Source organism: Pseudomonas boreofloridensis (assembly GCF_030580795.1).
Taxonomy (GTDB): Bacteria; Pseudomonadota; Gammaproteobacteria; order Pseudomonadales; family Pseudomonadaceae; genus Aquipseudomonas; species Aquipseudomonas boreofloridensis.
Genome location: NZ_JAUQOQ010000029.1, coordinates 15,248 through 37,946, shown reverse-complemented (window position 1 = coordinate 37,946; position 22,699 = coordinate 15,248). Strand labels below are relative to the sequence as shown.

The following is a 22,699-nucleotide window of genomic DNA, read 5'->3' as shown; positions in this document are numbered from 1 at the left end:
CCCCGAAAACCCTCGATCACGCGGGTTTTGTGTCAGAAAGAGATTTTTAGCCTGCGGGGCCCCCCCCCCCCCCCCCCCCCCGGGGGGGGGGGGGGGCGCGCCCCGCGATTGGGCCGCCTGGCGGCCCGCTTCACTGAATCAGCGCACCACGATCCCGCGCGAAGCCATGTAGGCCTTGGCCTCCGGCACCGTGTACTCGCCGAAGTGGAAGATGCTCGCCGCCAGCACCGCGCTGGCATGCCCTTCCAGAATGCCGTCGGCCAAGTGCTGCAGGTTGCCCACACCACCCGACGCGATCACCGGAATGCCCAGCGCATCGCTGATGGCACGGGTCACGCCCAGGTCGAAGCCGTTCTTCATGCCGTCCTGATCCATGCTGGTCAGCAGGATCTCCCCCGCCCCCAGCGCTTCCATTTTCTTCGCCCATGCCACGGCATCGAGCCCGGTCGGCTTGCGCCCGCCGTGGGTGAAGATCTCCCAGCGCGGCACTTCGCCGGGGCCCGAGACTTTCTTGGCGTCGATGGCGACGACGATGCACTGCGAGCCGAAGCGATCGGCCGCTTCCCCGACGAACTCCGGGTTGAAGACCGCAGCGGTATTGATCGACACCTTGTCGGCCCCGGCGTTGAGCAGGTTGCGGATATCCTGCACGCTGCGCACGCCACCGCCGACGGTCAGGGGGATGAACACCTGGCTGGCCATGCGCTCGACGGTGTGCAGCGTAGTGTCGCGACCATCGACGCTGGCGGTGATGTCGAGGAAGGTGATCTCGTCGGCGCCCTGCTCGTTGTAGCGCCGGGCGATCTCCACCGGATCGCCGGCGTCACGGATGTTCTCGAACTTGACGCCCTTGACCACCCGGCCGTTGTCCACGTCCAGGCAAGGGATGATGCGTTTGGCTAAAGCCATGGGTCAGCCTCCTGAAGGCAGCGGCAAGCTTCAAGCTGCAAGCGGCTCGCATAGCGCTCTCCATCTTGCAGCTTGCCGCTTGTAGCTTGCAGCGCTTAGTAGTTGTCGCAGAAGGCCTGGGCCTCGGCGACGTCGAGAGTGCCTTCGTAGATGGCACGGCCGGTGATGGCGCCGATGATGCCGGGGGCCTTGGCGTCCAGCAGGGCCTTGATGTCACCCAGGTTGTGGATACCGCCCGAGGCGATCACCGGGATCGAGGTGGCTTCGGCCAGGGCCTTGGTGAAGGGCACGTTGCAGCCCTGCATCATGCCGTCCTTGGCGATGTCGGTGTAGACGATCGCCGAGACGCCGTCGGCCTCGAAACGCTTGGCCAGGTCGATGACCTGCACCGAACTGACCTCGGCCCAGCCGTCGGTGGCGACGAAGCCGTCCTTGGCATCCAGGCCGACGATGACCTTGCCGGGGAAGGCCTTGCAGGCCTCGGCGACGAACTCGGGCTGCTTGACCGCCTTGGTGCCGATGATCACGTAGCTGACACCGGCCCTGACGTAATGCTCGATGGTCTCCAGCGAACGGATACCGCCGCCGATCTGGATCGGCAGGGTCGGATAACGCTTGGCGATGGCAGTGACCACCTCGCCATTGACCGGCTGGCCCTCGAAGGCGCCGTTGAGGTCGACCAGGTGCAGGCGGCGGCAGCCACCCTCGACCCATTTGGCAGCCATGCTCACCGGGTCATCGGAGAACACCGTGGAGTCTTCCATGCGGCCTTGACGCAGGCGCACGCAGGCACCGTCCTTCAGATCGATAGCGGGGATGATCAGCATGCTCTTTCCTTTCAAGCTGCACGTTGCCAGCGACAAGCTGCAATGCGCGTTATGTGTCGGATCGGCGATCAAGCGTTGGCTGGAAGCGTGGCGCTTGAGGCTTTCAGCTTTTCTCTAAAGCCCAGAGGTCGCTTTCGATGCTCTCGAACCGCTCCTTGAGGTGCAGTTGAACATCGGCGATCGCCCGGTTGTAGTAATGCGGCGCCACTTCGCGGCTGAACAGCTCGAGCACCTCGGCCACCTCGAAACTGCCCAGCTCCAGCTCGAAGCGGTCTTCGAGAAAGCGCTTGAGCGTGTCGAGCGCCTGGCGCTCCTGCTCGGGGGCCAGCGTCAGGATGGGGGCCTTGGTTTTCGAGCGGCTCATCACCAGCGCCCGTCCCAGGCCACGAAGTTCTGCAGCAATTGCAGGCCATGGGTGTGGCTTTTTTCCGGGTGGAACTGCACGGCGAAGCGCGAGCCGTCGGCCAGTGCGGCGGCGAAGTCGACGCCGTAATGGCCACGACCGACCACCTGGCCCGGCTTGCCGGCCTGGATGTAGTAGCTGTGCACGAAGTAGAAACGCGCGCGGTCCGGCACGTCGTGCCACAGCGGATGGTCGACGCACTGGCTGACTTCGTTCCAGCCCATGTGCGGCACCTTCAGGTGCTCGCCGTCTTCCTCCAGGCCCTTGCCGAAGAACCGCACCTGGCCGGGAAACAGGCCGATGCAATCGACGCCTTCGTTTTCCTCACTGTGTTCGAGCAGCGCCTGCATGCCCACGCAGATGCCGAGAAACGGACGGTCCTGGCTGACTTCACGCACCAGGGCGTCGAAGCCCAGGCGGCGGATTTCGGCCATGCAGTCGCGGATTGCGCCCACGCCGGGGAATACCACGCGGTCAGCCTCGCGGATCACCGCCGCGTCGCTGGTGACCAGCACCTTGCCGGCGCCCACGTGCTCGAGGGCCTTGGCCACCGAGTGCAGGTTGCCCATGCCATAGTCGATGACGGCGACGGTCTGCATCACAGGCATCCCTTGGTCGAAGGCATCTGACCGGCCATGCGCTCGTCGAGCGTCACGGCCATGCGCAAGGCGCGGCCGAAGGCCTTGAACACGGTTTCGATCTGGTGGTGGGTGTTGTGCCCGCGGATCGTGTCGATGTGCAGGGTGACCAGCGCGTGGTTGACGAAGCCCTGGAAGAACTCCTGGAACAGGTCCACATCGAAACCGCCGACCGAAGCGCGGGTGAACGGCACGTGCATCTGCAGGCCCGGGCGGCCGGAGAAGTCGATGACCACGCGCGACAGCGCTTCGTCCAGCGGCACGTAGGCATGGCCATAGCGGAAGATGCCCTTCTTGTCGCCGACGGCCTTGGCGAACGCCTGGCCGAGGGTGATGCCGACGTCTTCGACGGTGTGGTGATCGTCGATATGCAGGTCGCCCTTGCATTCGATGTCCAGATCGATCAGCCCGTGCCGGGCGATCTGGTCGAGCATGTGTTCAAGGAAAGGCACGCCGATATCGAATCGGGCCTTGCCGCTGCCATCCAGGTTGATCGAGGCCTTGACCTGGGTTTCCAGGGTATTGCGCTCGACGGAAGCCTTACGTTCGACCATCACCAGCTCCGCAAAATCATTGGGCGAAAAGGGCTGCATTATAGGCCCAGAACGCGCCGGCTTGAAACGCGGATGACGTGTGGCGACGCCGTAAATGCATCGCGGGGCAAGCCCGCCCCCACAGTGCAGAACCTGTGGGAGCGGGCTTGCCCCGCGATAGGGCCATCGCAGCCAGCCATCAGCCGGCTGTCATCGGCCTCAGTGGAACAGCACCGCCGTCTTCTGCAAGGTGACCCACACGCCCCAGGCCAGCGGAATCACCACCACCGCCCAGGCCAGCAGCACCAGTGGCAGGCTGCCCGGCGCGGCGTGCCATTCCAGCGACTTGGCCCCGTCGGCGCCCTTGTCGTGGCTCAGTGCGCGCTCGGCGGCCAGCTCGGCATCGGTCATGAAGTACTTGTCAGCCACCGGACGCACCAGCAGGTTGCAGATGAAGCCCAGCACCAGCAGGCCGGCGAGGATGTACAAGGTCATGTCGTAGGCAGCGGCGCGCGGCACGCCGGCCGCCAACTGCGCCTCACGCAGGTAGGTGATCAGCACCGGGCCGAGCACGCCGGCCGCCGCCCAGGCGGTGAGCAGGCGGCCGTGGATCGCGCCGACCATCTGCGTGCCGAACAGGTCGGCCAGGTAGGCCGGAACGGTCGAGAAACCGCCGCCGTACATCGACAGGATGATGCAGAACGCCGCCACGAACAGCGCGACGTTACCGATGTGGCCCATGTTCGGCACCAGCGTGTACAGGCCCACGCCCAGGGCGAAGAAGGCGAAGTAGGTGTTCTTGCGCCCGATGTAGTCGGAGAACGACGCCCAGAAGAAGCGTCCGCCAATGTTGAACAGGCTCAGCAAGCCGGTGAAGCCCGCGGCGATGGCGGCGATCTGCGCCAGTTGCGCGGCATTGAGCTCACTGAAGCTCAGGTCGTTGCCCAGCAGCTTGCCGCCGAACACTTCCTGCAGCAGCGGCGAAGCCATGCCGAGGATGCCGATACCGGCCGACACGTTCAGGCACAGCACCAGCCACACCAGGGCGAACTGCGGGGTTTTCCAGGCCACGCTGACGTGCACGTGACGGTCGGTGACCATGGCGTTGGCTTTCTTCGCCGGCGGCGTCCAGCCCTCGGGCTTCCAGCCGGTCGGCGGCACCCGGTAGGCCAGGGCGCCTGCGGTCATGAACACGAAATAGATGGCCGCCATGGCGATGAAGCTCTGCCACACGCCCACTTCCTGGCCGTTGGCGAAGTGCCCCATCAGCGCCGTGGCCAGCGGTGCACCCACCATCGCCCCGCCACCGAAGCCCATGATCGCCATGCCGGTGGCCATGCCGCGCTTGTCCGGGAACCACTTGATCAGGGTCGAAACCGGCGAAATGTAGCCCAGCCCCAGGCCGATACCGCCGATCACACCCGACCCCAGCCACATCATCCACAGCTGATGGGTCTTGATGCCGATGGCCGAGATCACCAGGCCGCCACACCAGCACAGCGCCGAGACCAGGCCAGCCTTGCGCGGACCGGCATGTTCCAGCCAGCCGCCCAGCACGGCGGCCGAGCAGCCGAGGAAGACGAAGAACAGGGTGTAGATCCAGCTCAGCATCGAGATCTGCCAGTCGCAGTCGGCGCTGAACAGACGGGCGATGAAGCCCAGGTCGGGCGAGCAGGCCACTGGTGCGGTAATGCCGATAGCTTGCGACAGCGGCAGCCAGAACACCGAGAAGCCGTAGGCCATGCCGATGCACAGGTGGATAGCCAATGCCGCCGGGGGTACCAGCCAGCGGTTGAAGCCCGGGCGGGCGATGATGCGCTCCTTGGACAGGAAGCCTGGCGCCGCCCCTGTCGTGTTGCTGCTAGTCATGGATTCGATCCTTATATGAATTGTCAGTGCTTACGGATCGTTTCCCTGGCGTTTCGCGGCACACAAGGCGAATTACGCGCCGTTTTCGGCATCACTGCCCCGCGACAATCGGTCGCGGACACTCCGGAAGCGAGGCAAGGTTACCAGCATAAAGTGACGGCGAGATCAAACTGACATCATTATTTTTCATAAATCTGCTCGCCCCGTGATTTCGTGCGCAAGCGTTTGCGTCCGATCAGGCTGGGCAGTCTCCGAACGGAACTGTGTCGGGCGACGCTGTCGAAGCCCTTTCATGGCAAACGCCCTCTATCGTGCGTCAGTTACTCAGAAGCGGCGCGCACGGCGCTATACTCTGCCGCTCGAATTCATCCATCGGACTACAAGGACTCGCCCATGAAAGCGTTCGGCAAAATCCTGGGGCTTGGACTTCTCGGGTTGTTGCTGATCATCGTGGCGCTGGGCTTCGCCCTGACCCACCTCTTCGATCCCAACGACTACAAAGACGAAATCCGCGAGCTGGCCCGCAAGAAGGCCCACGTCGAGCTGACCCTCAACGGCGACATCGGCTGGAGCCTGTTCCCCTGGCTGGGCCTGGAGCTGCATGAGGCGAGCATCGCTACGCTGAACAACCCCAAGCAGCCGTTCGCCGACCTGCAGATGCTCGGCTTGTCGGTGCGCGTCCTGCCGCTGCTGCGCCGCGAGGTGCAGATGAGCGACGTGCGCGTCGAAGGCCTGAACCTGACCCTGGTGCGCGACCCGCACGGCCACGGCAACTGGGAGGACATCGGCAAGCCGCTGCCCGAGCAGAACGCCAGCGCCCCGACGGCCCCAGCCGAGCCGAGCGAAGCGCCTGCGCCTGCCAAGGGCGATGCCAACGAACGCGCCGTGAAGCTGGACATCGACAGCCTCACCGTGAACAACGCGCGAGTGCAGTTCACCGACGAACAGAGTGGCAGGAGCTATGGCGCCGAAAGCATCCAATTGAGCACCGGTCCCGTGCATGACGGCGTCAGCACACCGATCAAAGCCAGTGCCTTCGTCAGCGCCAGCGAACCGAACATCAAGGCGCGCACCGAGCTGGTCGGCGATCTGCGCTTCGATCGCAAGCTCAAGCGCTATAGCCTCGAAGACATGCGCTTGTCCGGCGAAACCTCGGGCGAGCCAACCGCCGGCAAGACCGTGACCTTCGCCGCCCAGGGCCAGGTACTGGCCGACCTGGGCGCCGACGTCGCCTCCTGGACTGGCCTCAAGGTCTCGGCCAACCAGTTGCGTGCACTCGGCGAGCTGAACCTGCGCGACCTGAGCAGCACCCCGCAGATCAGCGGCGCGCTGTCCATCGCCCAATTCAACCTGCGCACCTTCCTCGACGGCATCGGCCATCCGCTGCCGGCCACCGCCGATGCGAACGCCTTCGCCAAGCTCGAACTGGTCACCCGCCTGGAAGGTTCGCCAACCGCCATTGCCCTGCCAGACCTGGCGGTGAAACTCGATGACAGCAGCTTCACCGGCCGCGTCGCCATCGAAGACTTCGCCAAGCAGGCGCTGCGCGTGCAGCTCAAGGGCGACAAGTTCGACGCCGACCGCTACCTGCCGGCCAAGAGCGAGGAGGCCAAAGGTGCCAAGGCCGCGCGTCAGGCCGAGGTGCAGCAACAGGAAGCCACGGCAGTCGCCGGGGCCGGCTCCACGCCGCTGCCGACCGCACCCACCCAAGTGGCCTGGAGCACCGACAAGCTGCTGCCGGTCGATCGCCTGCGTGCCCTGGACCTGCAAGCCGACCTGTCGTTCGGCGCCCTGACCCTGGACAAGCTGCCGATCACCGACGCTCACCTGCAAGCCTCCGGCCAAGGCGGCCTGCTGACCCTGCAGACCCTGCGCGGCGGCCTGTACAACGGCAGCTTCGAGGCCAAGGGCACGGTCGACGTGCGCCCGGCCGTGCCGCAACTGGGCGTCAACACGCAGATCACCCGCGTACCGGTCGAGCACTTCATCAAGCGCGACACGCCAGATCAGGCCCCGCCGGTCAAAGGCCTGCTGACCCTGTCCAGCGACCTCACTGCCAGCGGCAACAGCCAGAAAGCACTGGTCGATACGCTCAATGGCAATGCCAGCTTCACCATCACCGATGGCGTGCTGGTCAACGCCAACCTCGAACAGCAACTGTGCCAGGCCATCGCCACCCTCAACCGCAAGCAGCTCAGCGGCGAGCCACGGGCCAAGGACACGCCGTTCCAGGAACTGCGCGGCACCTTGGTGGTGCGCAACGGCGTGGCCAGCAACCCGGACCTGAAGGTGCGCATCCCAGGCCTGACCGTCAACGGCCATGGCGACGTGGACCTGCGCGTGCTGGGCATGGACTACGGCATCGGCGTACTGGTCGAGGGCGATCAGCGGGCCATGCCCGACCCGGCCTGCCAGGTCAACGAGCGCTACGTCGGCGTCGAGCTGCCGCTGCGCTGCCGCGGCCCGCTGGAGCTGGGCGCCAAGGCCTGCCGCCTGGACAAGGACGGCCTGGGCAAGGTCGCCGCCAAGCTGGCCGGCAATCGCCTGAAAGACAAGATCGACGAGAAGCTCGATGAAAAGCTCGGCGACAAGGTCAGCCCGGAATTGAAGGACGCGCTCAAGGGGCTGTTCAAACGATGAGCCCCCAGCAGTTCTCCAGCGTCGTGCTGGAGTGGTTCGACCAGCACGGCCGCCACGACCTGCCCTGGCAACAGGGCATCACCCCGTACCGGGTGTGGGTGTCGGAAATCATGTTGCAGCAGACCCAGGTGAGCACGGTACTCAACTACTTCGACCGCTTCATGCAGGCGCTGCCGACCGTGCAGGCGCTGGCCGAGGCGCCCGAAGACGAAGTGCTGCACCTGTGGACAGGCCTGGGGTACTACACCCGTGCGCGCAACTTGCAGAAGGCGGCGCAGATCGTCGTCGCCGAGCATGCGGGCGAATTCCCGCGCAGCGTCGCCCAGCTCACCGAACTGCCTGGCATCGGCCGCTCCACCGCCGGTGCCATCGCCAGTATCAGCATGGGCCTGCGCGCGCCGATCCTCGACGGCAACGTCAAGCGCGTGCTGGCGCGGTTCACCGCGCAAGGCGGCTATCCCGGCGAGCCAAAGGTCGCCAATGCCCTGTGGATGGCGGCCGAGCGCTTCACGCCGATGACGCGGGTCAACGACTACACCCAGGCGATGATGGACCTGGGTGCCACGCTGTGCACCCGCTCCAAGCCCAGCTGCCTGATCTGCCCGCTGCAGCGCGGCTGCGAAGCGCACCTGCTGGGCGAGGAAAAGCGCTACCCCGAGCCCAAGCCGCGCAAAGCCCTGCCCCAGCGCCGGGCGCTGATGCCGCTGCTGACCAACCACGAAGGCGCCATCCTGCTCTACCGCCGCCCCTCCAGCGGCCTGTGGGGCGGTCTGTGGAGCCTGCCGGAGCTGGACAGCCTGGAGCAGCTCGACGACCTCGCCTACCAGCACGGCCTGCGCATGACCGAACGCCAGGCGCTGCAAGGCCTGACCCATACCTTCAGCCATTTCCAACTGGCGATCGAGCCGTGGCTGGTCCGCGTGGACTCGCTCGGACCGCACGTGGCCGAGCCCGACTGGCTCTGGTATAACCTCGCCACCCCGCCGCGCCTGGGCCTCGCCGCCCCCGTGAAGAAACTGCTGGCCCGCGCGGCCGACGCATTGATTGCAGGAGAGTCCCGATGACCCGCACCGTGAAGTGCCGCAAGTACAACGAAGAGCTGCCGGGCCTGCCGCGCCCGCCCTACCCGGGCGCCAAGGGCCAGGACATCTACGAACACATCTCGCAGAAGGCCTGGGACGAGTGGCAGAAGCACCAGACCATGCTGATCAACGAGAAGCGCCTGAACATGATGAACGGCGAGGACCGCAAGTTCCTCCAGGCCGAGATGGACAAGTTCTTCGCCGGCGAGGACTACGCCCAGGCTGAAGGCTACGTGCCACCGAGCGCCTGAGCCCGAGCACGACCCATGTCTGTACAAAAAACAGGCAACGGCTGTAAGCGACGGAATTAATTTAAAATTTTTTCAAAAAGTCGTTGACGCAAGATCTGAAAACCTTTTTAATTCGCCCCGTCGCCCAGATAGCTCAGTCGGTAGAGCAGAGGATTGAAAATCCTCGTGTCGGCGGTTCGACTCCGTCTCTGGGCACCACCATTAAGCATCGGGTGGTTGCAAAGTTACCCGAAGCGACACAAGAAACCCGCCCAGTGCGGGTTTTTTGTTGCCTGGGATTTGGCTGCCGGGCTTGATCAATGTCAAACCGCCATCCTCCGCATCCCCCTAAGCTACGCCATGGACCCCCGATTCCCGCAAGGATCTCCATGAGCGACGACGCACCTCTTCCCCTCCCCGCACCCACCGCCTCTGCCGCGCGCACGGCTCGGGCCCGCAAGCGCAAGCCCGAAGCGACCATCACCCGCATCAGCCAACAGCCTGCCGCACTGGAAGTGGCCACCGCCCGCAAGGGCAGCAACGAAGACAGCACCAGCGCCCGCCTGCCGGCCAGCTATCCCTACGCCACCCGGATGCGCCGCCAGGAGTACGAAAAGGCCAAGCACGCGCTGCAGATCGAGCTGCTCAAGGTACAAAGCTGGGCCAAGGACACCGGCCAGCGCATCGTGGTGTTGTTCGAGGGACGCGACGCGGCCGGCAAAGGCGGCACCATCAAGCGCTTCATGGAACACCTCAATCCACGCGGCGCACGCATCGTGGCGCTGGAAAAGCCTTCGGAACAGGAAAAGGGCCAGTGGTACTTCCAGCGCTACATCCAGCACCTGCCCACCGCCGGGGAAATGGTGTTCTTCGATCGCTCCTGGTACAACCGCGCCGGCGTCGAGCGGGTGATGGACTTCTGCTCGCCGCTGCAATACCTGGAGTTCATGCGCCAGGCCCCCGACCTCGAACGCATGCTGTGCAACAGCGGCATCCTGCTGTTCAAATATTGGTTCTCGGTCAACCGCGAAGAGCAGTTGCGCCGTTTCATCTCGCGCCGTGACGATCCGCTCAAGCATTGGAAGCTGTCGCCCATCGACATCAAGTCGCTGGACAAGTGGGACGACTACACCGCGGCCAAGGAAGCCATGTTCTTCCACACCGACACCGCCGATGCGCCCTGGACCGTGATCAAGTCCGACGACAAGAAGCGCGCCCGGCTCAACTGCATCCGTCACTTCCTCCACGCCCTGGACTATCCGGACAAGGACTACAGCATCGCCCATGCCCCCGACCCCTTGCTGGTCGGGCGGGCGATGCGCGGTTTCGAAGAGGACGAGGCCACGGAACTGGCCGGCTGAAAAACAAACGCCACCGTGTGAACGGTGGCGTTTGCCGTCGCGATACCGGGCTGGCGGTCAGTGCCAGACAGCGGCGAGCGCGTCGAGCTCTGCGTCGCTGAGCAATCCCTGCGGGTATCGCGCATCCAGAAGGCGGCGTGGATCGGTCTTCCTGACCCGGAGGCTTCCATGGTGCTTCAACCACTGCGCCAACACCTTGAGCGATTCGTGATCGATCGCCACGGGGGACATAGCCGACTCACTTGCTGCATTCATTTCGACACGTACTCCCTGGAGGCGTGAGCGGCCAAACTACCGGGTGAATGTTACAGAACGGGGGTGTGGCCCCTGCCTGAACCATCCGGCTGAATGCGATACAAGAGCTGTGCCAGGGTGCTGGTCGATCATCGCGAGCGACGCTCGATCAGCACCGTCCCTGGCAGGGTAGAGGCCGGCTCAGCGCTTGACCGGCGCCGGCTGCTGCTGGGTCAGGCAGTGGATATTGCCGCCACCCAGCAGCAGCTCACGGCCGGGGATCATCACCACCTCGTGGTCGGGGAACAGCTCGGTGAGGATCGCTCTGGCGCGGGCGTCGGCTGGATCGTCGAAGCTGGGCGCGATGATGCCGCCGTTGACGATCAGGAAGTTCACGTAGGATCCGGCCAGGCGCACCGAGGGATCGCGCGGCTGGCTGCCGGCGACCTGGTCGACGCCGGCGCATTCTTCTTCGGTGGCATAAAGCGGTCCAGGAATGGGCATCTTGTGCACCACGAACTCGCGTCCTTTGGCATCGCGGGTGTTCTTCAGCACCTCGTAGGCGGCGTGGCAACGGGCATGGTTGGGGTCATTGGAATCATCGGTCCAGGCCAGTAACACTTCGCCTGGACGCACGTAACAGCAGAAATTGTCGACGTGGCCGTCGGTCTCGTCGTTGTACAGCCCATCGGGCAACCAGACGATGGTCTGCACCGCCAATTGCTCGCGCAGGACATCTTCGATCTGCTCGCGGCTCAGGTGCGGGTTGCGGTTGCGATTGAGCAGGCATTCCTCGGTGGTGATCAGCGTGCCCTCGCCATCGACATGGATCGAGCCGCCCTCGAGCACGAAGCCTTCGGTGTGATAGCGCTGGCAACGCTCCATTTCCATGACTTTGGCGGCCAGTTCTTCGTCACGGTTCCACGGCGCGTACAGACCGCCGTCAAAGCCCCCCCAGGCGTTGAAGCCCCAATCGACCCCACGCACTTCGCCATGGTCGTCGATGACGAAGGTCGGGCCGGTGTCGCGCACCCAGGCATCGTCGCTGCTCATTTCCACCACACGGATATTCGGCAGTTCGAGCTGACGACGGGCGTTGCCGTACTGCCCAGCCGACACCGCCACGGTGACCGGCTCGAAGCGGGCGATGGCCTTGGCCAGGGTCACATGGGCCGCCTGCGCGGGCTTGCCGCCCTGACGCCAGTTGTCCGGACGCTCCGGCCACACCATCCACACCTGGGTCTGTGGCGCCCACTCGGCGGGCATGTGGAAACCGTCGGCGCGGGGAGTCGAATCAAGGGTCTTCATGGAAAGCCTCTGCAGAGTTGGGGGCGAGCCCGGGCCACGAATGGCTGGATGCCGCCCAATTTATCCGATGCAAATCGGTATTTAAAGGGTACTAAAGCCTAAAATAATGAATTAGACGTTTAATTAGTCGATATTAATCGACATGAATTCAGTGATTTCGCCCAGCACCTGATCCACGCAGTCGACAAAGTAGTCCACGCTGGCGCGCGTGGTGCACATGGGCGGCTTGATCTTGAGGATGTTCAGGTGGTCGCCGGTCGGCTGCATGAAGATCCCCAGTTCGCGCAGGCGATCGCACAACAGCAGGGTTTCCTCGGTGGCCGGCTCCAGGGTGTGACGATCGCGGACCAACTCCAGCCCCAGGTAGAACCCCGAGCCATGGGCCGCACCGGCCAGCGGGTGCTTGTCCACCAGCGCTTGCAGGCGCGACTTGAAATGCCGGCCCACCTCGCGGGCGTTGTCCCACAGCCCCTCGTCGCGCATGACATCGAGCACCGCGATGCCGATGCGGCAACTCACCGGGCTGCCACCGGCCGAGGAAAAGAAGTAGCCCTCGGCCTCCAGCGCCTCGGCGATCTCGCGCCGGGTGATCACCGCCCCCAACGGCTGGCCGTTGCCCATGCCCTTGGCCATGGTGATGATGTCCGGCACCACGCCCTGCTCTTCGAAGCCCCAGAAATGCTCGCCCAGACGGCCGTAGCCGACCTGCACTTCATCGGCGATGCACACCCCGCCACGCGCGCGCACCAGGGCGTAGGCCTGGCGCAGGTAATCCGGCGGCAGCGAGATACCCCCGGCATTGCCATACACCGGCTCGCAGATCATCCCCGCCAGTTGGCGCCCTCGCGCGTCCAGGTCGGCCAGCTTGGCCTCGACATCGCGCAAGTAGGCCGCCGCACTGTCGGATCCGCGAAAACGTCCGCGGAAGGTGTTCGGTGCCTCTACCGGATGCACCCAGTCCGGGCGGGTTTCCAGGGCCTGCGGGTTGTCGGCGATCGAAGTGGAAATCGCGTCGGTGGCCACCGACCAGCCGTGGTAGGCCTCCAGCACACTGAGCAGGTCGCGCCCGCCGCTGTAGGCCCAGGCCAGACGGATCGCCAGGTCGTTGGCCTCGGTGCCGCTGTTGACCAAGAACACCCGGTCGAACCCAGGCGGCGCCAACGCCAGCAACCGTTCGGAGAATTCGGCGATGGCCGCGTAGTGGAAGCGCGAGTTGGTGTTGAGCAGCGACCATTGCCGCGCCGACTCGGCAACCATGCGCGGATGGCCATGGCCGAGCACGGCCACGTTGTTGAGCATGTCCAGATACGAGCGAGCCTGCATGTCGATCAGGTAGTTGCGCCAGCCCCGCTCGATGTGCGGCGGCTGGGTGTAGTAATGCTTCTGCGAGCGGGCGAAGCTGGCATCGCGACGGGCCAGCAGGGCCTGGGAGTCGGCCAGCGGTTCGGCGTCGCAGTCGAAACCCAGCAGCGCCGCCGGCGACGGGCACAAGGCCAGCCAGGTGGCCGCCTGCGACGGCCTGGCAAAAAACGGCGGCTGAATGTCGGTGTCCAGCGCAAGCTGCACGCCGAGCAGGCCGTAGGTGGAACCGAGCAGCTGGCCCTTTTCCACCGACTCGCCGTCCTCGGGCGTGCGCTCCAGCCCGCTCAGCCACAGCCCCCACTGGGCCGTGCTCAGACAGCCGCGCCCATCGCCGGTGCTCAGCCAGATGCCCGCCTGGGGCGCGTGCAGCAGGGTTCCGATGGACAGCTTCAACTCCACGCCCAGGGCACAGGTGGCCGGCTCGTCCGGGCGGTCGATGTGGGTCTGCGACAGGCGATACTGGCCGTACTGGGTGCTGGCCGGCGCGGGCTGGGCGAGCAGCAGACGCTGGTCGAAGCCGGCCTGTTGCCAATTGCCAGCGTCGCAGTGCGGGCTGAGCACGCCGAGGTCGAGCAGGCTGACCTTCTCCCGCGCCAGGCTCGGCAGCAGCGGCGCGCAGCCAGCCAGGTCCGGCGCCTGCGCTGCCATGCCTGCCGCGTGCAGGATCGCCGCTTCCATCAGCGCGGCAGGCAGGGCGGTGGCGGTGTTGAAGATCTCCCACTCATGGGCGATGTTGTCGCGGATGTACTGGTTGTCGGGGTCGACCGTCAGTTGCTGCTCGCTGCTCAGCACCAGCACCGCCGAACGGTTCAGCAGCAACGGCCACAGGGCGCGCAACTCGGCTTCGCTCAGCGGGTTGACCGCCTGGTAGGCGGCGACCACCGGCAGGATGCGCAGCGGATCGCCAGCGGCATGGTGGAGCATGGCCGCGCAGGTGACGGACAAATCGGCGATGCGCCAGGTGCGCGACAGATCGCCGAAGTCGATCACCCCCCGCGCCTGCCATTGCAGGTGCTCATCCAGCGCCCACACCACGTTGTCATCGGTGATGTCCAGGTGCACGGCCTGCTTGGGCAACTGCCCGACCAGCGGCGCCAGGCGTCGCTGCGACTGGCTGGCCACTTCCGCGACGCGCTCGCGGTGGGCGCGGTCCTTGATCACCGGCAGCAGGTGTTCGATCAGCACTCCGGCATGGCGCGGATCCCACTGCAGGGTACGCTCCAGGCCCGGATGGTCGAAGCCAGCCAGGGCCTTGCCCACCTGGGCGCACAAGGCACCGAGTTCAGCCATCAAGCGCTGCGGCAGGTGCGCCAGACGCGTCAGCGGCTGGCCGTCGAGGTACTCGAGCACGCGCCCGCGCAAGGCCTGGCCACCGATCTGCAAGGCCAGCAACCGGCTACCGTCCAACGCCGCACGCACCGCCGGCACCGGCAGGCCGTGCTCGCGCAGGTAGGCCAGTGCCGCATGCTGGGCCTCCAACTCGATGCGTGCATAACTGCCGTGGCACAGCTTGAACACGAAACGACCCTGATCGCTGTCCAGCCGGAAATTCACGTCCTGCTGGCTGCCAAGAGGCACCAGCGACCCGTGCAGACCGTAGTAGGCCTGCAAGGCCTGGCGGGCCTGCGTCTCGGAAACCTGGGGGCGTGGCAGGCTGGAGCGGTGGATCAGGGTATGCAGCGGCATGGTGCGAACCTCGGCCTCGATTTCGCCTATGACGCCATCACCCTTGCCGGGACGCAAGTGGGGCTCGCTGCAGTCTGTCACTGCACGCCCGCAGTACGCGCTATGATGAAGCCTTTGCCGGCCTGGCGACCTCACGTGATCGAGGCTGCGGCTCGGCGTCGAGCGGACATCGCTGGGCCAATTCGATTTCAAGGACCTGATCGCATGACCAAAGGCATCGTGCTCGCCGGAGGCTCCGGCACTCGCCTGCACCCCATCACCCTGAGCGTGTCCAAGCAACTGCTGCCGATCTACGACAAGCCGATGATCTACTACCCGATCTCGGTGCTGATGCTCGCCGGCATCCGCGACATCCTGCTGATTTCAACCCCCCAGGACCTGCCGCAGTACCGCGCGCTGTTCGGCGACGGGAGTCGGTTCGGCATCAACCTCAGCTACGCCGAGCAACCCTCGCCGGACGGTCTGGCCCAGGCCTTCCTGATCGGCGAGTCGTTCATCGGCAGCGACTCGGTATGCCTGATCCTGGGCGACAACATCTTCCATGGCCAAGGCTTCAGCGAACAGTTGCAGCGCGCCGTCAGCCGCCCGAGCGGGGCGACGGTGTTCGGCTATCTGGTGAAGGATCCCGAGCGCTTCGGCGTGGTCGAGTTCGACGCGCAGGGCAAGGCGCTGTCGGTCGAGGAAAAGCCGGCCGTGCCACGCTCGAACTACGCCGTCACCGGCCTGTATTTCTACGACAACGACGTCGTCGAGATCGCCAAGGGCGTACGCCCCTCGGCCCGGGGCGAGCTGGAGATCACCGACATTACCAACGCTTACCTGCAACGCGGCGACCTGCGCGTGGAGCGCTTCGGACGCGGCTTCGCCTGGCTCGACACCGGCACCCACGACAGCCTGCTGGAAGCTTCGCAGTATGTGCAGACCATCGAGCACCGTCAGGGCCTGAAGGTGGCGTGCCTGGAGGAAATCGCCTACCAGAAGGGCTGGATCGGCAAGGAACAACTGCTGGCCAAGGCCGACGAATTGAAAAAGACCGGCTACGGTCATTACTTGAGCAAACTGGCTGAAGACACACCATGAACGTCATTCCCACCGCCATTCCCGACATCCTGATCATCGAGCCGAAGGTCTTCGGTGACAGCCGTGGCTTTTTCCTGGAGAGCTACAACGCCCGCGCCTTCGCCGAACGCACCGGGGTGCAGGCATCCTTCGTCCAGGACAACCATTCGCGCTCGCAGCGAGGCGTCCTGCGCGGCCTGCATTACCAAGTGCAGAACCCCCAGGGCAAGCTGGTACGCGTGACCCAGGGCGAAGTGCTCGACGTTGCCGTCGACATCCGCCGCAGCTCGCCCACCTTCGGCCAGTGGGTCAGCACCCGGCTGTCCGCCGACAATCAGCACCAGATGTGGATTCCGCCGGGCTTCGCCCATGGTTTCGTGGTGCTCAGCGAGTCGGCGGACTTCCTCTACAAGACCACCGACTACTACAACCCCGCCGCCGAACGCTGCATCCGCTGGGACGATCCGCAACTGGGCATCGACTGGCAATTGCAGGGTGCCCCCCTGCTGTCGGCCAAGGACCAGGTTGGGCCTTTGCTGCAAGACGCGGAGCTGTTCCCATGAAGATTCTGGTCTGCGGGCACCACGGCCAGCTCGCCCAAGCGTTGCACGGGGCCTTGGCCGATCTGGGCGAACTGCACCTGCTGGGTCGCGACCAGCTCGATCTGGCCAATCCCGAAGCGCTGCGCGCGCCGCTGCGTCGGCTGGCACCGGACCTGATCGTCAACGCCGCTGCGCACACGGCGGTGGACCAGGCCGAAAGCGAAGCCGAACTGGCCTACGCGATAAACGCCGAAGGCCCGCGCGTGCTGGCCGAGGAAGCTGCGCGCCTGAAGGCGCCGCTGATCCACTATTCCACCGACTACGTGTTCGACGGCAGCAAGACCTCTGCCTACACCGAAGCCGACACGCCCAACCCCCTGGGCGTCTACGGGCAGAGCAAGCTGGCCGGCGAGCAGGCGATCACCGCCGTGGGCGGCGAGCACCTCATCCTGCGCACCAGTTGGGTGTATTCGCTGCACGGGCGCAACTTCCTGCTGACCATGCAGCGCCTGCTGCAGGAGCGCGCGCAACTGAAGGTAGTGAGCGACCAGATCGGCGCCCCGACCTGGGCCGGCACCCTCGCCGCCAGCACCCGCGCCTTGATCGAACGCTGGCAGTCCGGCGAGTCCGGCGCCTGGGGCACTTATCACCTCACGGCCCAGGGCGAGACCTCCTGGTTCGGCTTCGCCCAGGCCATCGCCGCGCACCTGCAAGCGCGCGGCCTGCCCTGCGCCGAGTTGCTGCCGATTCCCAGCAGCGAGTACCCGACCCCGGCGCAGCGCCCGCTGAACTCGCGGCTGGACTGCTCGCGCCTGGCCCAGCAATGGCACGTCAGCCTCCCGCATTGGCAGCAGGCGCTGAACGACTGCCTGAACTAGCGCATAATCGCGTCAGATCCTTCTGGCGCACTTGGCGATGCTCTCGATTCAGACCCCTTCCCGACGCCCTCGCTGGCGCAGCCTGGCACTGCTGGCGCTGTGCCTGGCCCCGTTGCTATGGCCTTTGCACCACTTGGCCGAACGTTACTACCAGGACCAGTTGGCCTCGCAGAATCGCCAGACCCTCGACCTCTACGTCGCCAACCTGCTCGGCACCCTGCACCGCTACGAAACCTTGCCGCAGATCCTTGGCGACCTGCCGGCCCTGCGCGGGGTGCTGGCCGACCCGTTCCGCCTGGAGGCGGTGACCAACGCCAATCGCCTGCTGCGCGAGATCACCCAACAGACCGGCGCCGAGGTGATGTACCTGATGGACGTCAGCGGCAACACCCTGGCCGCCTCCAACTGGGACAAGCGTGACAGCTTCGTCGGCCGCAACTTCGCCTTCCGGCCTTATTTCATCGAAGCGATGCAGGGCCGTCTGGGGCGCTTCTTCGGCCAGGGCACCACTTCGGCCAAGCGCGGCTACTTCTTCGCCGCCGCCGTGCGCGACGGTGAGCGAGTGGTAGGCGTGCTGGTGGTCAAGGTGGACCTGGACCACACCGAAACCCTGTGGGGGCGCACGCCGGAACAACTGCTGCTGACCGACCAGAACGGCGTGGTAGTGCTCACCTCGCGCCCCGAATGGCGGTTCCGCGCCACCCGCGCGCTGACCGAGCAGGAGCGCACGGCGATGATCGCCATCCAGCCGTATCCGACCCAGGCACCGCAACCTCTGCACCTGGAGCCCGACGCCTGGCTGACCCAGACCCGCGACATCCAGGAAACCGGCTGGCAGGTGAGCATTCTGGCGCCGCGCATGCTGGTCGATCGCTCGGTGCAGACGGTCATGGCCATCGGCGCCGCCGCCCTGCTGGTAACCATGCTCCTGGCCGGTCTGGTGATGCAGCGCCGGCGTCACTACATGGACCGCATCGAGCTGGAAGCGCGTGGCCGCCAGGAACTGGAAAACCGCGTGGTGGCGCGCACCGCCGACCTGGAATGGCTCAACACGCGCTTGAAGAACGAGGTGCTGGAGCGCGAGCAGGCGCAGCAGGAGCTGGTGCGCGCCCAGGACGAACTGGTCCAGGCCGGCAAGCTGTCGGTGCTCGGCACCATGTCGGCGAGCATCAGCCACGAGCTCAACCAGCCGCTGGCGGCCATTCGCAGCTATGCCGAGAATGCCGAGGTGCTGCTCGATCACCAGCGCACCGAGGACGCCCGTGGCAACCTCAAGCTGATCGGCGAGCTGACCGGGCGCATGGCCTCGATCATCGCGCACCTGCGCGCCTTCGCCCGCCGCGACCGCCATGCGCCGGAAAGCGTGGCCCTGCAACCGGCGCTGGACGATGCCCTGGCGCTGCTGGCCAAGCGTCGCCGGGCGATGGCGGTGGAATTGACCCGCGACCTGCCCGACGCGACCTTGTGGGTGCAGGCCGGTGAAACCCGCCTGCGCCAGGTGCTCGGCAACCTGCTGGCCAACGCCCTCGACGCCCTCACCGAAAAAGCCAATCCGCGGCGCCTGTGGCTCAGTGCCGAACAGCGCGATGGCAACGTCTACCTGTACATCCGCGACAACGGCCCGGGCTTCAGTCGCCAAGCCCTGGAACACGCCAAGGAACCGTTCTTCACCACCAAGACCCGGACCCAGGGCCTGGGCCTGGGCCTGGCGATCTGCGAAAGCCTGATGCGCGCCCTGGGCGGCGAGCTGCTGCTGGGCAACCACCCGGAAGGCGGCGCCCTGCTGACCCTGCAACTGCGCGTTGCGCCGCCGGGCGCCAACCTGCAACCCTCGGAGGATTCCTCGGCATGACCGAGCCACTGATCGACAGCCAAACCCAGGTCATCCTGGTCGATGACGATCCGCACCTGCGCCAGGCCCTGAGCCAGACCCTGGACCTGGCCGGCCTCAAGGTCGCCGCCCTGGCCGATGCCCAGGGCCTGGCCGCGCGCCTGCAGCCTGACTGGCCCGGCGTGGTGGTCAGCGATATTCGCATGCCGGGCATCGATGGCCTGCAACTGCTCGAACAACTGCACGGGCTCGATGCCGAACTGCCGGTGCTGCTGATCACCGGCCACGGCGACGTGCCGCTGGCGGTCCAGGCGATGCGCGCCGGTGCCTACGATTTCCTGGAAAAGCCGTTCGCCAGCGATGCCCTGCTCGACAGCGTGCGCCGCGCCCTGGCCCTGCGCCGCCTGGTGCTGGACAACCGCAGCCTGCGCCTGGCCCTGAGCGACCGCCAGCAACTGTCGACCCGGCTGGTCGGCCACTCGGCGCAGATGCAGCGCCTGCGCGAGCAGATCGGCGCCTTGGCCGGCACCCGCGCCGACGTGCTGATCCTCGGCGAGACCGGCGCCGGCAAGGAAGTGGTGGCACGCGCCCTGCACGACCTGTCGAGCCGTCGCGACGGCCCGTTCGTGGCCATCAACGCCGGGGCCCTGGCCGAATCGGTGGTCGAAAGCGAGCTGTTCGGCCATGAGCCTGGTGCGTTTACCGGCGCGCAGAAACGGCGCATCGGCAAATTCGAGTTCGCCAACGGCGGCACCTTGTTCCTCGACGAGATCGAGAGCATGAGCTTGGATGTGCAGGTCAAGCTGCTGCGCCTGCTGCAAGAGCGCGTAGTCGAGCGCCTGGGCGGCAACCAGTTGATCCCGCTGGATATCCGCGTGATCGCCGCGACCAAGGAGGACTTGCGCCAGTCCGCCGATCAGGGGCGCTTCCGCGCCGACCTGTACTACCGCCTGAACGTCGCGCCACTGCGCATTCCGGCGCTGCGCGAGCGCGGCGACGACATCCTGGTGCTGTTCCAGCATTTCGCCGATGCCGCCAGCCAGCGCCACGGCCTGGCGCCGCACACCCTGCAACCGGCGCAACGCGCGTTGCTGCTGCGCCACGAGTGGCCGGGGAATGTGCGCGAACTGCAGAACGCCGCCGAGCGCTTCGCCCTGGGCCTGGAGCTGGCCCTGGACGAGCAGGCCAGCGCTGCCAGCCCCAGCGCCGAGCCTCAGCGTGGCGGCACGCTGAGCGAGCAGGTCGAGCAGTTCGAGCGCTCGCTCATCGCCGCCGAGCTGAGCCAGCCGCACAGCTCCATGCGCAGCCTGGCCGAGGCCCTGGGCATTCCCCGCAAGACCCTGCACGACAAGCTGCGCAAACATGGCCTGAGCTTCGCCGACGGCAGCGGCGGCCATGACGACCACGAGGAAACGCGCCCATGAGCCGCGACAACCAGTACCTGCAACAGATCTTGCACCACGATATTCCGCTGACCGCCGAGATGGGCCTGCAGGTGCTCGACTGGCAGGCGCAGCGCCTGCGCTTGGCGCTGCCTTTGGCACCCAACGTCAACCACAAGAGCACCATGTTCGGCGGCAGTCTCTACTGCGCGGCGGTGCTGGCGGGTTGGGGCTGGCTGCACCTGCGCTTGCGCGAGCTGGGCATCGACGATGGGCATATCGTCATTCAGGAAGGGCAGATCAGTTATCCGTCACCGGTCACCGGCACCGCCGTGGCCTGCTGCGAGGCGCCGCCGGACAAGGACTGGCAGCGTTTCCTGGCGCTGTATCAGCGGCGCGGCCGGGCGCGGCTGACGTTGCAGACCACGGTCGCCAACCAGGGCAGCGAAGCAGCCGCTGTGGTGTTCAGCGGCCAATACGTACTGCATCGCTAGAAAGCAGGTTGCCTCACGGCTCGAGGATCGACCCCAGCAGCGCGTCGCGCCACTCGGCGTCACTGGGCAGCGCCAGGAAGAAGGGATTGAGCAATGACTCGCGCGGCGGGTAGCGAAACGGCTGACCCGCCAGATCGATGACCTCGCCGCCGGCCCCTTCGAGCACGCCCTGCGCCGCTGCCGTGTCCCATTGCGAGGTCGGCGCCAGGCGGGGGTAAAAGTCCGCCAGACCCTCGGCGAGCAGGCAAAACTTCAACGAGCTGCCGATGTTCGCCAACGCCAGCTCGCCGACCGAAGCGCCCAGCGAGGCCAGCAGCGCCTCCTGTTCGGGGCTGGTGTGGCGACGGCTGGCGACCACGGTGAAACGCGCGTCGGCCGGTGCTGCGGTGCGCACCCGAATCGCCCGGGTCAGTCCGCCCGCGGTGAGATGCCAGGCGCCCAGGTCGCGCCCGCCGAAGTAGCAGCGGCCATTGGTCGGCGTCGCCACCACACCGAACACCACCTCGCCTTTGTCCACCAGGGCGATGTTGACGGTGAACTCCTCGCTGCCGGCGATGAATTCCTTGGTGCCATCCAGCGGATCGACCAGCCACCAGCGTGTCCAGCCTTCGCGCACGGCCAGGGCGATGTCGCAGTCTTCCTCGGACAGCACCGGGATGTGCGGCGCCAGCGCGTGCAGGCCATCGGCGATGAGGCGGTGCGCGGCCAGGTCGGCGGCGGTGACCGGCGAATCGTCGGCCTTGTTGCTGACCGCGACGTCGGTACGCCAGAACGGCAGGATCGCCTCGCCCGCGCGTTGGGCCAGGGTCACCGCTTCGTGCATCAGTTGCAGATCGTTCATGCGCTCAGCAGCCCTCGTTGGATCAGCAGGTCGCGGGTCAGGTACAGCGCCGCCAGGGCGCGCCCCTCGCTGAACTGCGGATGGGTGGCCAGGGCCGAGAGTTCGCGCAGGTTGACCTTGTCCACGCGCATTGGCTCGGGCTCGTCGCCCTCCAGACGTTCCTCGTACAGGTCGCTGGCCAGCACCACCTGGATTTTCTGACTCATGTAGCCAGGCGACAGCGACAGTTCGGTGAGGTGTTCCAACTGACGCGCACCGAAACCCGCTTCTTCCTTGAGCTCGCGGTTGGCGGCGGCCAGCACGTCCTCGCCCGGCTCGATCAGGCCCTTGGGCAACGACAGCTCGTACTCGTCGGTGCCGCCGCAGTATTCCTCGATCAACAGCGCATGCTCGGCATCGATCAGCGCCACGATCATCACCGCACCATAGCCGTTGCCGCGACCGACCAGGCGCTCGTAGGTGCGCTCGTTGCCGTTGGAGAAACGCAACTGCACGGCTTCGACCCGGAACAGACGGCTGCTGGCGACGATCTCGCGACTGAGGACGGTGGGTTTCTGGCGCATGGGTGCGGCTCCTTGGCATGAACGGGT

The 22,699-nt window shown here is 66.0% G+C and carries 20 protein-coding genes and 1 tRNA gene; 11 read left to right on the top strand and 10 right to left on the bottom strand.

The genetic code is table 11. The features are described from left to right. Positions 1-138: 138 nt before the first annotated feature. From hisF to Q6A47_RS22045, 6 genes are all read right to left on the bottom strand, one after another. Positions 139-909 carry an imidazole glycerol phosphate synthase subunit HisF gene (gene hisF / locus Q6A47_RS22070; RefSeq protein ID WP_304485384.1) on the bottom strand — a complete coding sequence of 257 codons (771 nt, stop codon included), beginning with the start codon at positions 907-909 and terminating at the stop codon, positions 139-141. Positions 910-1,004: 95 nt separating this feature from the next. After that, positions 1,005-1,736: a 1-(5-phosphoribosyl)-5-[(5-phosphoribosylamino)methylideneamino]imidazole-4-carboxamide isomerase gene (hisA, locus tag Q6A47_RS22065; RefSeq protein WP_039581342.1), complete on the bottom strand. Its 732-nt coding sequence runs from the start codon at positions 1,734-1,736 to the stop codon at positions 1,005-1,007. 103 nt (positions 1,737-1,839) lie between these two features. Beyond that, complete coding sequence (locus tag Q6A47_RS22060; protein WP_029612901.1) at positions 1,840-2,100, bottom strand: DUF2164 domain-containing protein; 261 nt, start codon at positions 2,098-2,100, stop codon at positions 1,840-1,842. Next, complete coding sequence (gene hisH / locus Q6A47_RS22055) at positions 2,100-2,738, bottom strand: imidazole glycerol phosphate synthase subunit HisH (protein WP_029612900.1); 639 nt, start codon at positions 2,736-2,738, stop codon at positions 2,100-2,102. Before hisH ends, Q6A47_RS22060 begins: the two co-directional genes overlap by 1 nt. Next, entirely contained in the window at positions 2,738-3,331 is a 594-nt protein-coding gene (gene hisB / locus Q6A47_RS22050; RefSeq protein ID WP_039581346.1) for an imidazoleglycerol-phosphate dehydratase HisB, read from the bottom strand. The genes hisH and hisB overlap by 1 nt, the downstream gene beginning before the upstream one ends. A 198-nt stretch (positions 3,332-3,529) precedes the next feature. After that, the gene (locus Q6A47_RS22045) at positions 3,530-5,179 is read right to left on the bottom strand and encodes an OFA family MFS transporter (protein WP_039581349.1); all 1,650 of its coding nucleotides are present in this window, start codon (positions 5,177-5,179) and stop codon (positions 3,530-3,532) included. Positions 5,180-5,572: 393 nt separating this feature from the next. Between Q6A47_RS22045 and Q6A47_RS22040 the strand changes: the two genes are divergently transcribed. The 5 genes from Q6A47_RS22040 to ppk2 all read left to right on the top strand — a co-directional run bounded on the left by Q6A47_RS22040 (position 5,573) and on the right by ppk2 (position 10,492). Beyond that, entirely contained in the window at positions 5,573-7,819 is a 2,247-nt protein-coding gene (locus tag Q6A47_RS22040) for an AsmA family protein (RefSeq protein WP_304485383.1), read from the top strand. Then, positions 7,816-8,883 (top strand): A/G-specific adenine glycosylase, encoded by a 1,068-nt coding sequence (gene mutY / locus Q6A47_RS22035; protein ID WP_304485382.1) that lies wholly within the window; start codon positions 7,816-7,818, stop codon positions 8,881-8,883. The genes Q6A47_RS22040 and mutY overlap by 4 nt, the downstream gene beginning before the upstream one ends. Then, the gene (locus Q6A47_RS22030) at positions 8,880-9,152 is read left to right on the top strand and encodes an oxidative damage protection protein (RefSeq protein WP_029612825.1); all 273 of its coding nucleotides are present in this window, start codon (positions 8,880-8,882) and stop codon (positions 9,150-9,152) included. Before mutY ends, Q6A47_RS22030 begins: the two co-directional genes overlap by 4 nt. Before the next feature lie 122 nt (positions 9,153-9,274). Continuing rightward, positions 9,275-9,350: transfer RNA gene (locus tag Q6A47_RS22025), tRNA-Phe, on the top strand. A 170-nt stretch (positions 9,351-9,520) separates the two neighbouring features. Then, on the top strand, positions 9,521-10,492 hold the full coding sequence (gene ppk2, locus Q6A47_RS22020; RefSeq protein ID WP_304485381.1) for a polyphosphate kinase 2: 972 nt from the start codon (positions 9,521-9,523) through the stop codon (positions 10,490-10,492). A gap of 435 nt (positions 10,493-10,927) precedes the next feature. Here ppk2 and aguA read toward each other — a convergent pair whose 3' ends face one another. Further along, entirely contained in the window at positions 10,928-12,034 is a 1,107-nt protein-coding gene (gene aguA / locus Q6A47_RS22010) for an agmatine deiminase (protein ID WP_039581360.1), read from the bottom strand. A 123-nt stretch (positions 12,035-12,157) separates the two neighbouring features. Further along, the gene (locus Q6A47_RS22005) at positions 12,158-15,082 is read right to left on the bottom strand and encodes an aminotransferase (RefSeq protein WP_304485380.1); all 2,925 of its coding nucleotides are present in this window, start codon (positions 15,080-15,082) and stop codon (positions 12,158-12,160) included. A gap of 204 nt (positions 15,083-15,286) precedes the next feature. Between Q6A47_RS22005 and rfbA the strand changes: the two genes are divergently transcribed. From rfbA to Q6A47_RS21975, 6 genes are read left to right on the top strand one after another with little or no spacing between them, the layout of a single operon-like run. Beyond that, on the top strand, positions 15,287-16,162 hold the full coding sequence (gene rfbA / locus Q6A47_RS22000) for a glucose-1-phosphate thymidylyltransferase RfbA (protein WP_116889657.1): 876 nt from the start codon (positions 15,287-15,289) through the stop codon (positions 16,160-16,162). Continuing rightward, positions 16,159-16,704 (top strand): dTDP-4-dehydrorhamnose 3,5-epimerase, encoded by a 546-nt coding sequence (gene rfbC, locus Q6A47_RS21995; protein WP_029612831.1) that lies wholly within the window; start codon positions 16,159-16,161, stop codon positions 16,702-16,704. The genes rfbA and rfbC overlap by 4 nt, the downstream gene beginning before the upstream one ends. Continuing rightward, a complete protein-coding gene (gene rfbD / locus Q6A47_RS21990; protein WP_304485379.1) occupies positions 16,701-17,561 on the top strand; it encodes a dTDP-4-dehydrorhamnose reductase in 861 nt (286 codons plus the stop codon). Before rfbC ends, rfbD begins: the two co-directional genes overlap by 4 nt. Before the next feature lie 37 nt (positions 17,562-17,598). Next, positions 17,599-19,413, top strand: coding sequence for a sensor histidine kinase (locus Q6A47_RS21985; protein ID WP_039581367.1), 1,815 nt, complete (start codon positions 17,599-17,601; stop codon positions 19,411-19,413). Then, positions 19,410-20,816 (top strand): sigma-54-dependent transcriptional regulator, encoded by a 1,407-nt coding sequence (locus Q6A47_RS21980; protein WP_304485378.1) that lies wholly within the window; start codon positions 19,410-19,412, stop codon positions 20,814-20,816. The genes Q6A47_RS21985 and Q6A47_RS21980 overlap by 4 nt, the downstream gene beginning before the upstream one ends. Further along, the gene (locus Q6A47_RS21975) at positions 20,813-21,268 is read left to right on the top strand and encodes a YiiD C-terminal domain-containing protein (RefSeq protein WP_304485377.1); all 456 of its coding nucleotides are present in this window, start codon (positions 20,813-20,815) and stop codon (positions 21,266-21,268) included. The genes Q6A47_RS21980 and Q6A47_RS21975 overlap by 4 nt, the downstream gene beginning before the upstream one ends. 13 nt (positions 21,269-21,281) lie before the next feature. Here Q6A47_RS21975 and cysQ read toward each other — a convergent pair whose 3' ends face one another. Further along, on the bottom strand, positions 21,282-22,109 hold the full coding sequence (gene cysQ / locus Q6A47_RS21970) for a 3'(2'),5'-bisphosphate nucleotidase CysQ (protein WP_304485376.1): 828 nt from the start codon (positions 22,107-22,109) through the stop codon (positions 21,282-21,284). Then, the gene (gene nudE, locus Q6A47_RS21965; RefSeq protein WP_029612833.1) at positions 22,106-22,672 is read right to left on the bottom strand and encodes an ADP compounds hydrolase NudE; all 567 of its coding nucleotides are present in this window, start codon (positions 22,670-22,672) and stop codon (positions 22,106-22,108) included. The genes cysQ and nudE overlap by 4 nt, the downstream gene beginning before the upstream one ends. Between the last annotated feature and the right edge of the window lie 27 nt (positions 22,673-22,699).

Bases quoted from the DNA above. Each gene is read 5' to 3' on its own strand.
- hisF (WP_304485384.1), bottom strand. From the start codon at position 909: ATGGCTTTAGCCAAACGCATCATCCCTTGCCTGGACGTGGACAACGGC.
- hisA (WP_039581342.1), bottom strand. From the start codon at position 1,736: ATGCTGATCATCCCCGCTATCGATCTGAAGGACGGTGCCTGCGTGCGC.
- Q6A47_RS22060 (WP_029612901.1), bottom strand. From the start codon at position 2,100: ATGAGCCGCTCGAAAACCAAGGCCCCCATCCTGACGCTGGCCCCCGAG.
- hisH (WP_029612900.1), bottom strand. From the start codon at position 2,738: ATGCAGACCGTCGCCGTCATCGACTATGGCATGGGCAACCTGCACTCG.
- hisB (WP_039581346.1), bottom strand. From the start codon at position 3,331: ATGGTCGAACGTAAGGCTTCCGTCGAGCGCAATACCCTGGAAACCCAG.
- Q6A47_RS22045 (WP_039581349.1), bottom strand. From the start codon at position 5,179: ATGACTAGCAGCAACACGACAGGGGCGGCGCCAGGCTTCCTGTCCAAG.
- Q6A47_RS22040 (WP_304485383.1), top strand. From the start codon at position 5,573: ATGAAAGCGTTCGGCAAAATCCTGGGGCTTGGACTTCTCGGGTTGTTG.
- mutY (WP_304485382.1), top strand. From the start codon at position 7,816: ATGAGCCCCCAGCAGTTCTCCAGCGTCGTGCTGGAGTGGTTCGACCAG.
- Q6A47_RS22030 (WP_029612825.1), top strand. From the start codon at position 8,880: ATGACCCGCACCGTGAAGTGCCGCAAGTACAACGAAGAGCTGCCGGGC.
- ppk2 (WP_304485381.1), top strand. From the start codon at position 9,521: ATGAGCGACGACGCACCTCTTCCCCTCCCCGCACCCACCGCCTCTGCC.
- aguA (WP_039581360.1), bottom strand. From the start codon at position 12,034: ATGAAGACCCTTGATTCGACTCCCCGCGCCGACGGTTTCCACATGCCC.
- Q6A47_RS22005 (WP_304485380.1), bottom strand. From the start codon at position 15,082: ATGCCGCTGCATACCCTGATCCACCGCTCCAGCCTGCCACGCCCCCAG.
- rfbA (WP_116889657.1), top strand. From the start codon at position 15,287: ATGACCAAAGGCATCGTGCTCGCCGGAGGCTCCGGCACTCGCCTGCAC.
- rfbC (WP_029612831.1), top strand. From the start codon at position 16,159: ATGAACGTCATTCCCACCGCCATTCCCGACATCCTGATCATCGAGCCG.
- rfbD (WP_304485379.1), top strand. From the start codon at position 16,701: ATGAAGATTCTGGTCTGCGGGCACCACGGCCAGCTCGCCCAAGCGTTG.
- Q6A47_RS21985 (WP_039581367.1), top strand. From the start codon at position 17,599: ATGCTCTCGATTCAGACCCCTTCCCGACGCCCTCGCTGGCGCAGCCTG.
- Q6A47_RS21980 (WP_304485378.1), top strand. From the start codon at position 19,410: ATGACCGAGCCACTGATCGACAGCCAAACCCAGGTCATCCTGGTCGAT.
- Q6A47_RS21975 (WP_304485377.1), top strand. From the start codon at position 20,813: ATGAGCCGCGACAACCAGTACCTGCAACAGATCTTGCACCACGATATT.
- cysQ (WP_304485376.1), bottom strand. From the start codon at position 22,109: ATGAACGATCTGCAACTGATGCACGAAGCGGTGACCCTGGCCCAACGC.
- nudE (WP_029612833.1), bottom strand. From the start codon at position 22,672: ATGCGCCAGAAACCCACCGTCCTCAGTCGCGAGATCGTCGCCAGCAGC.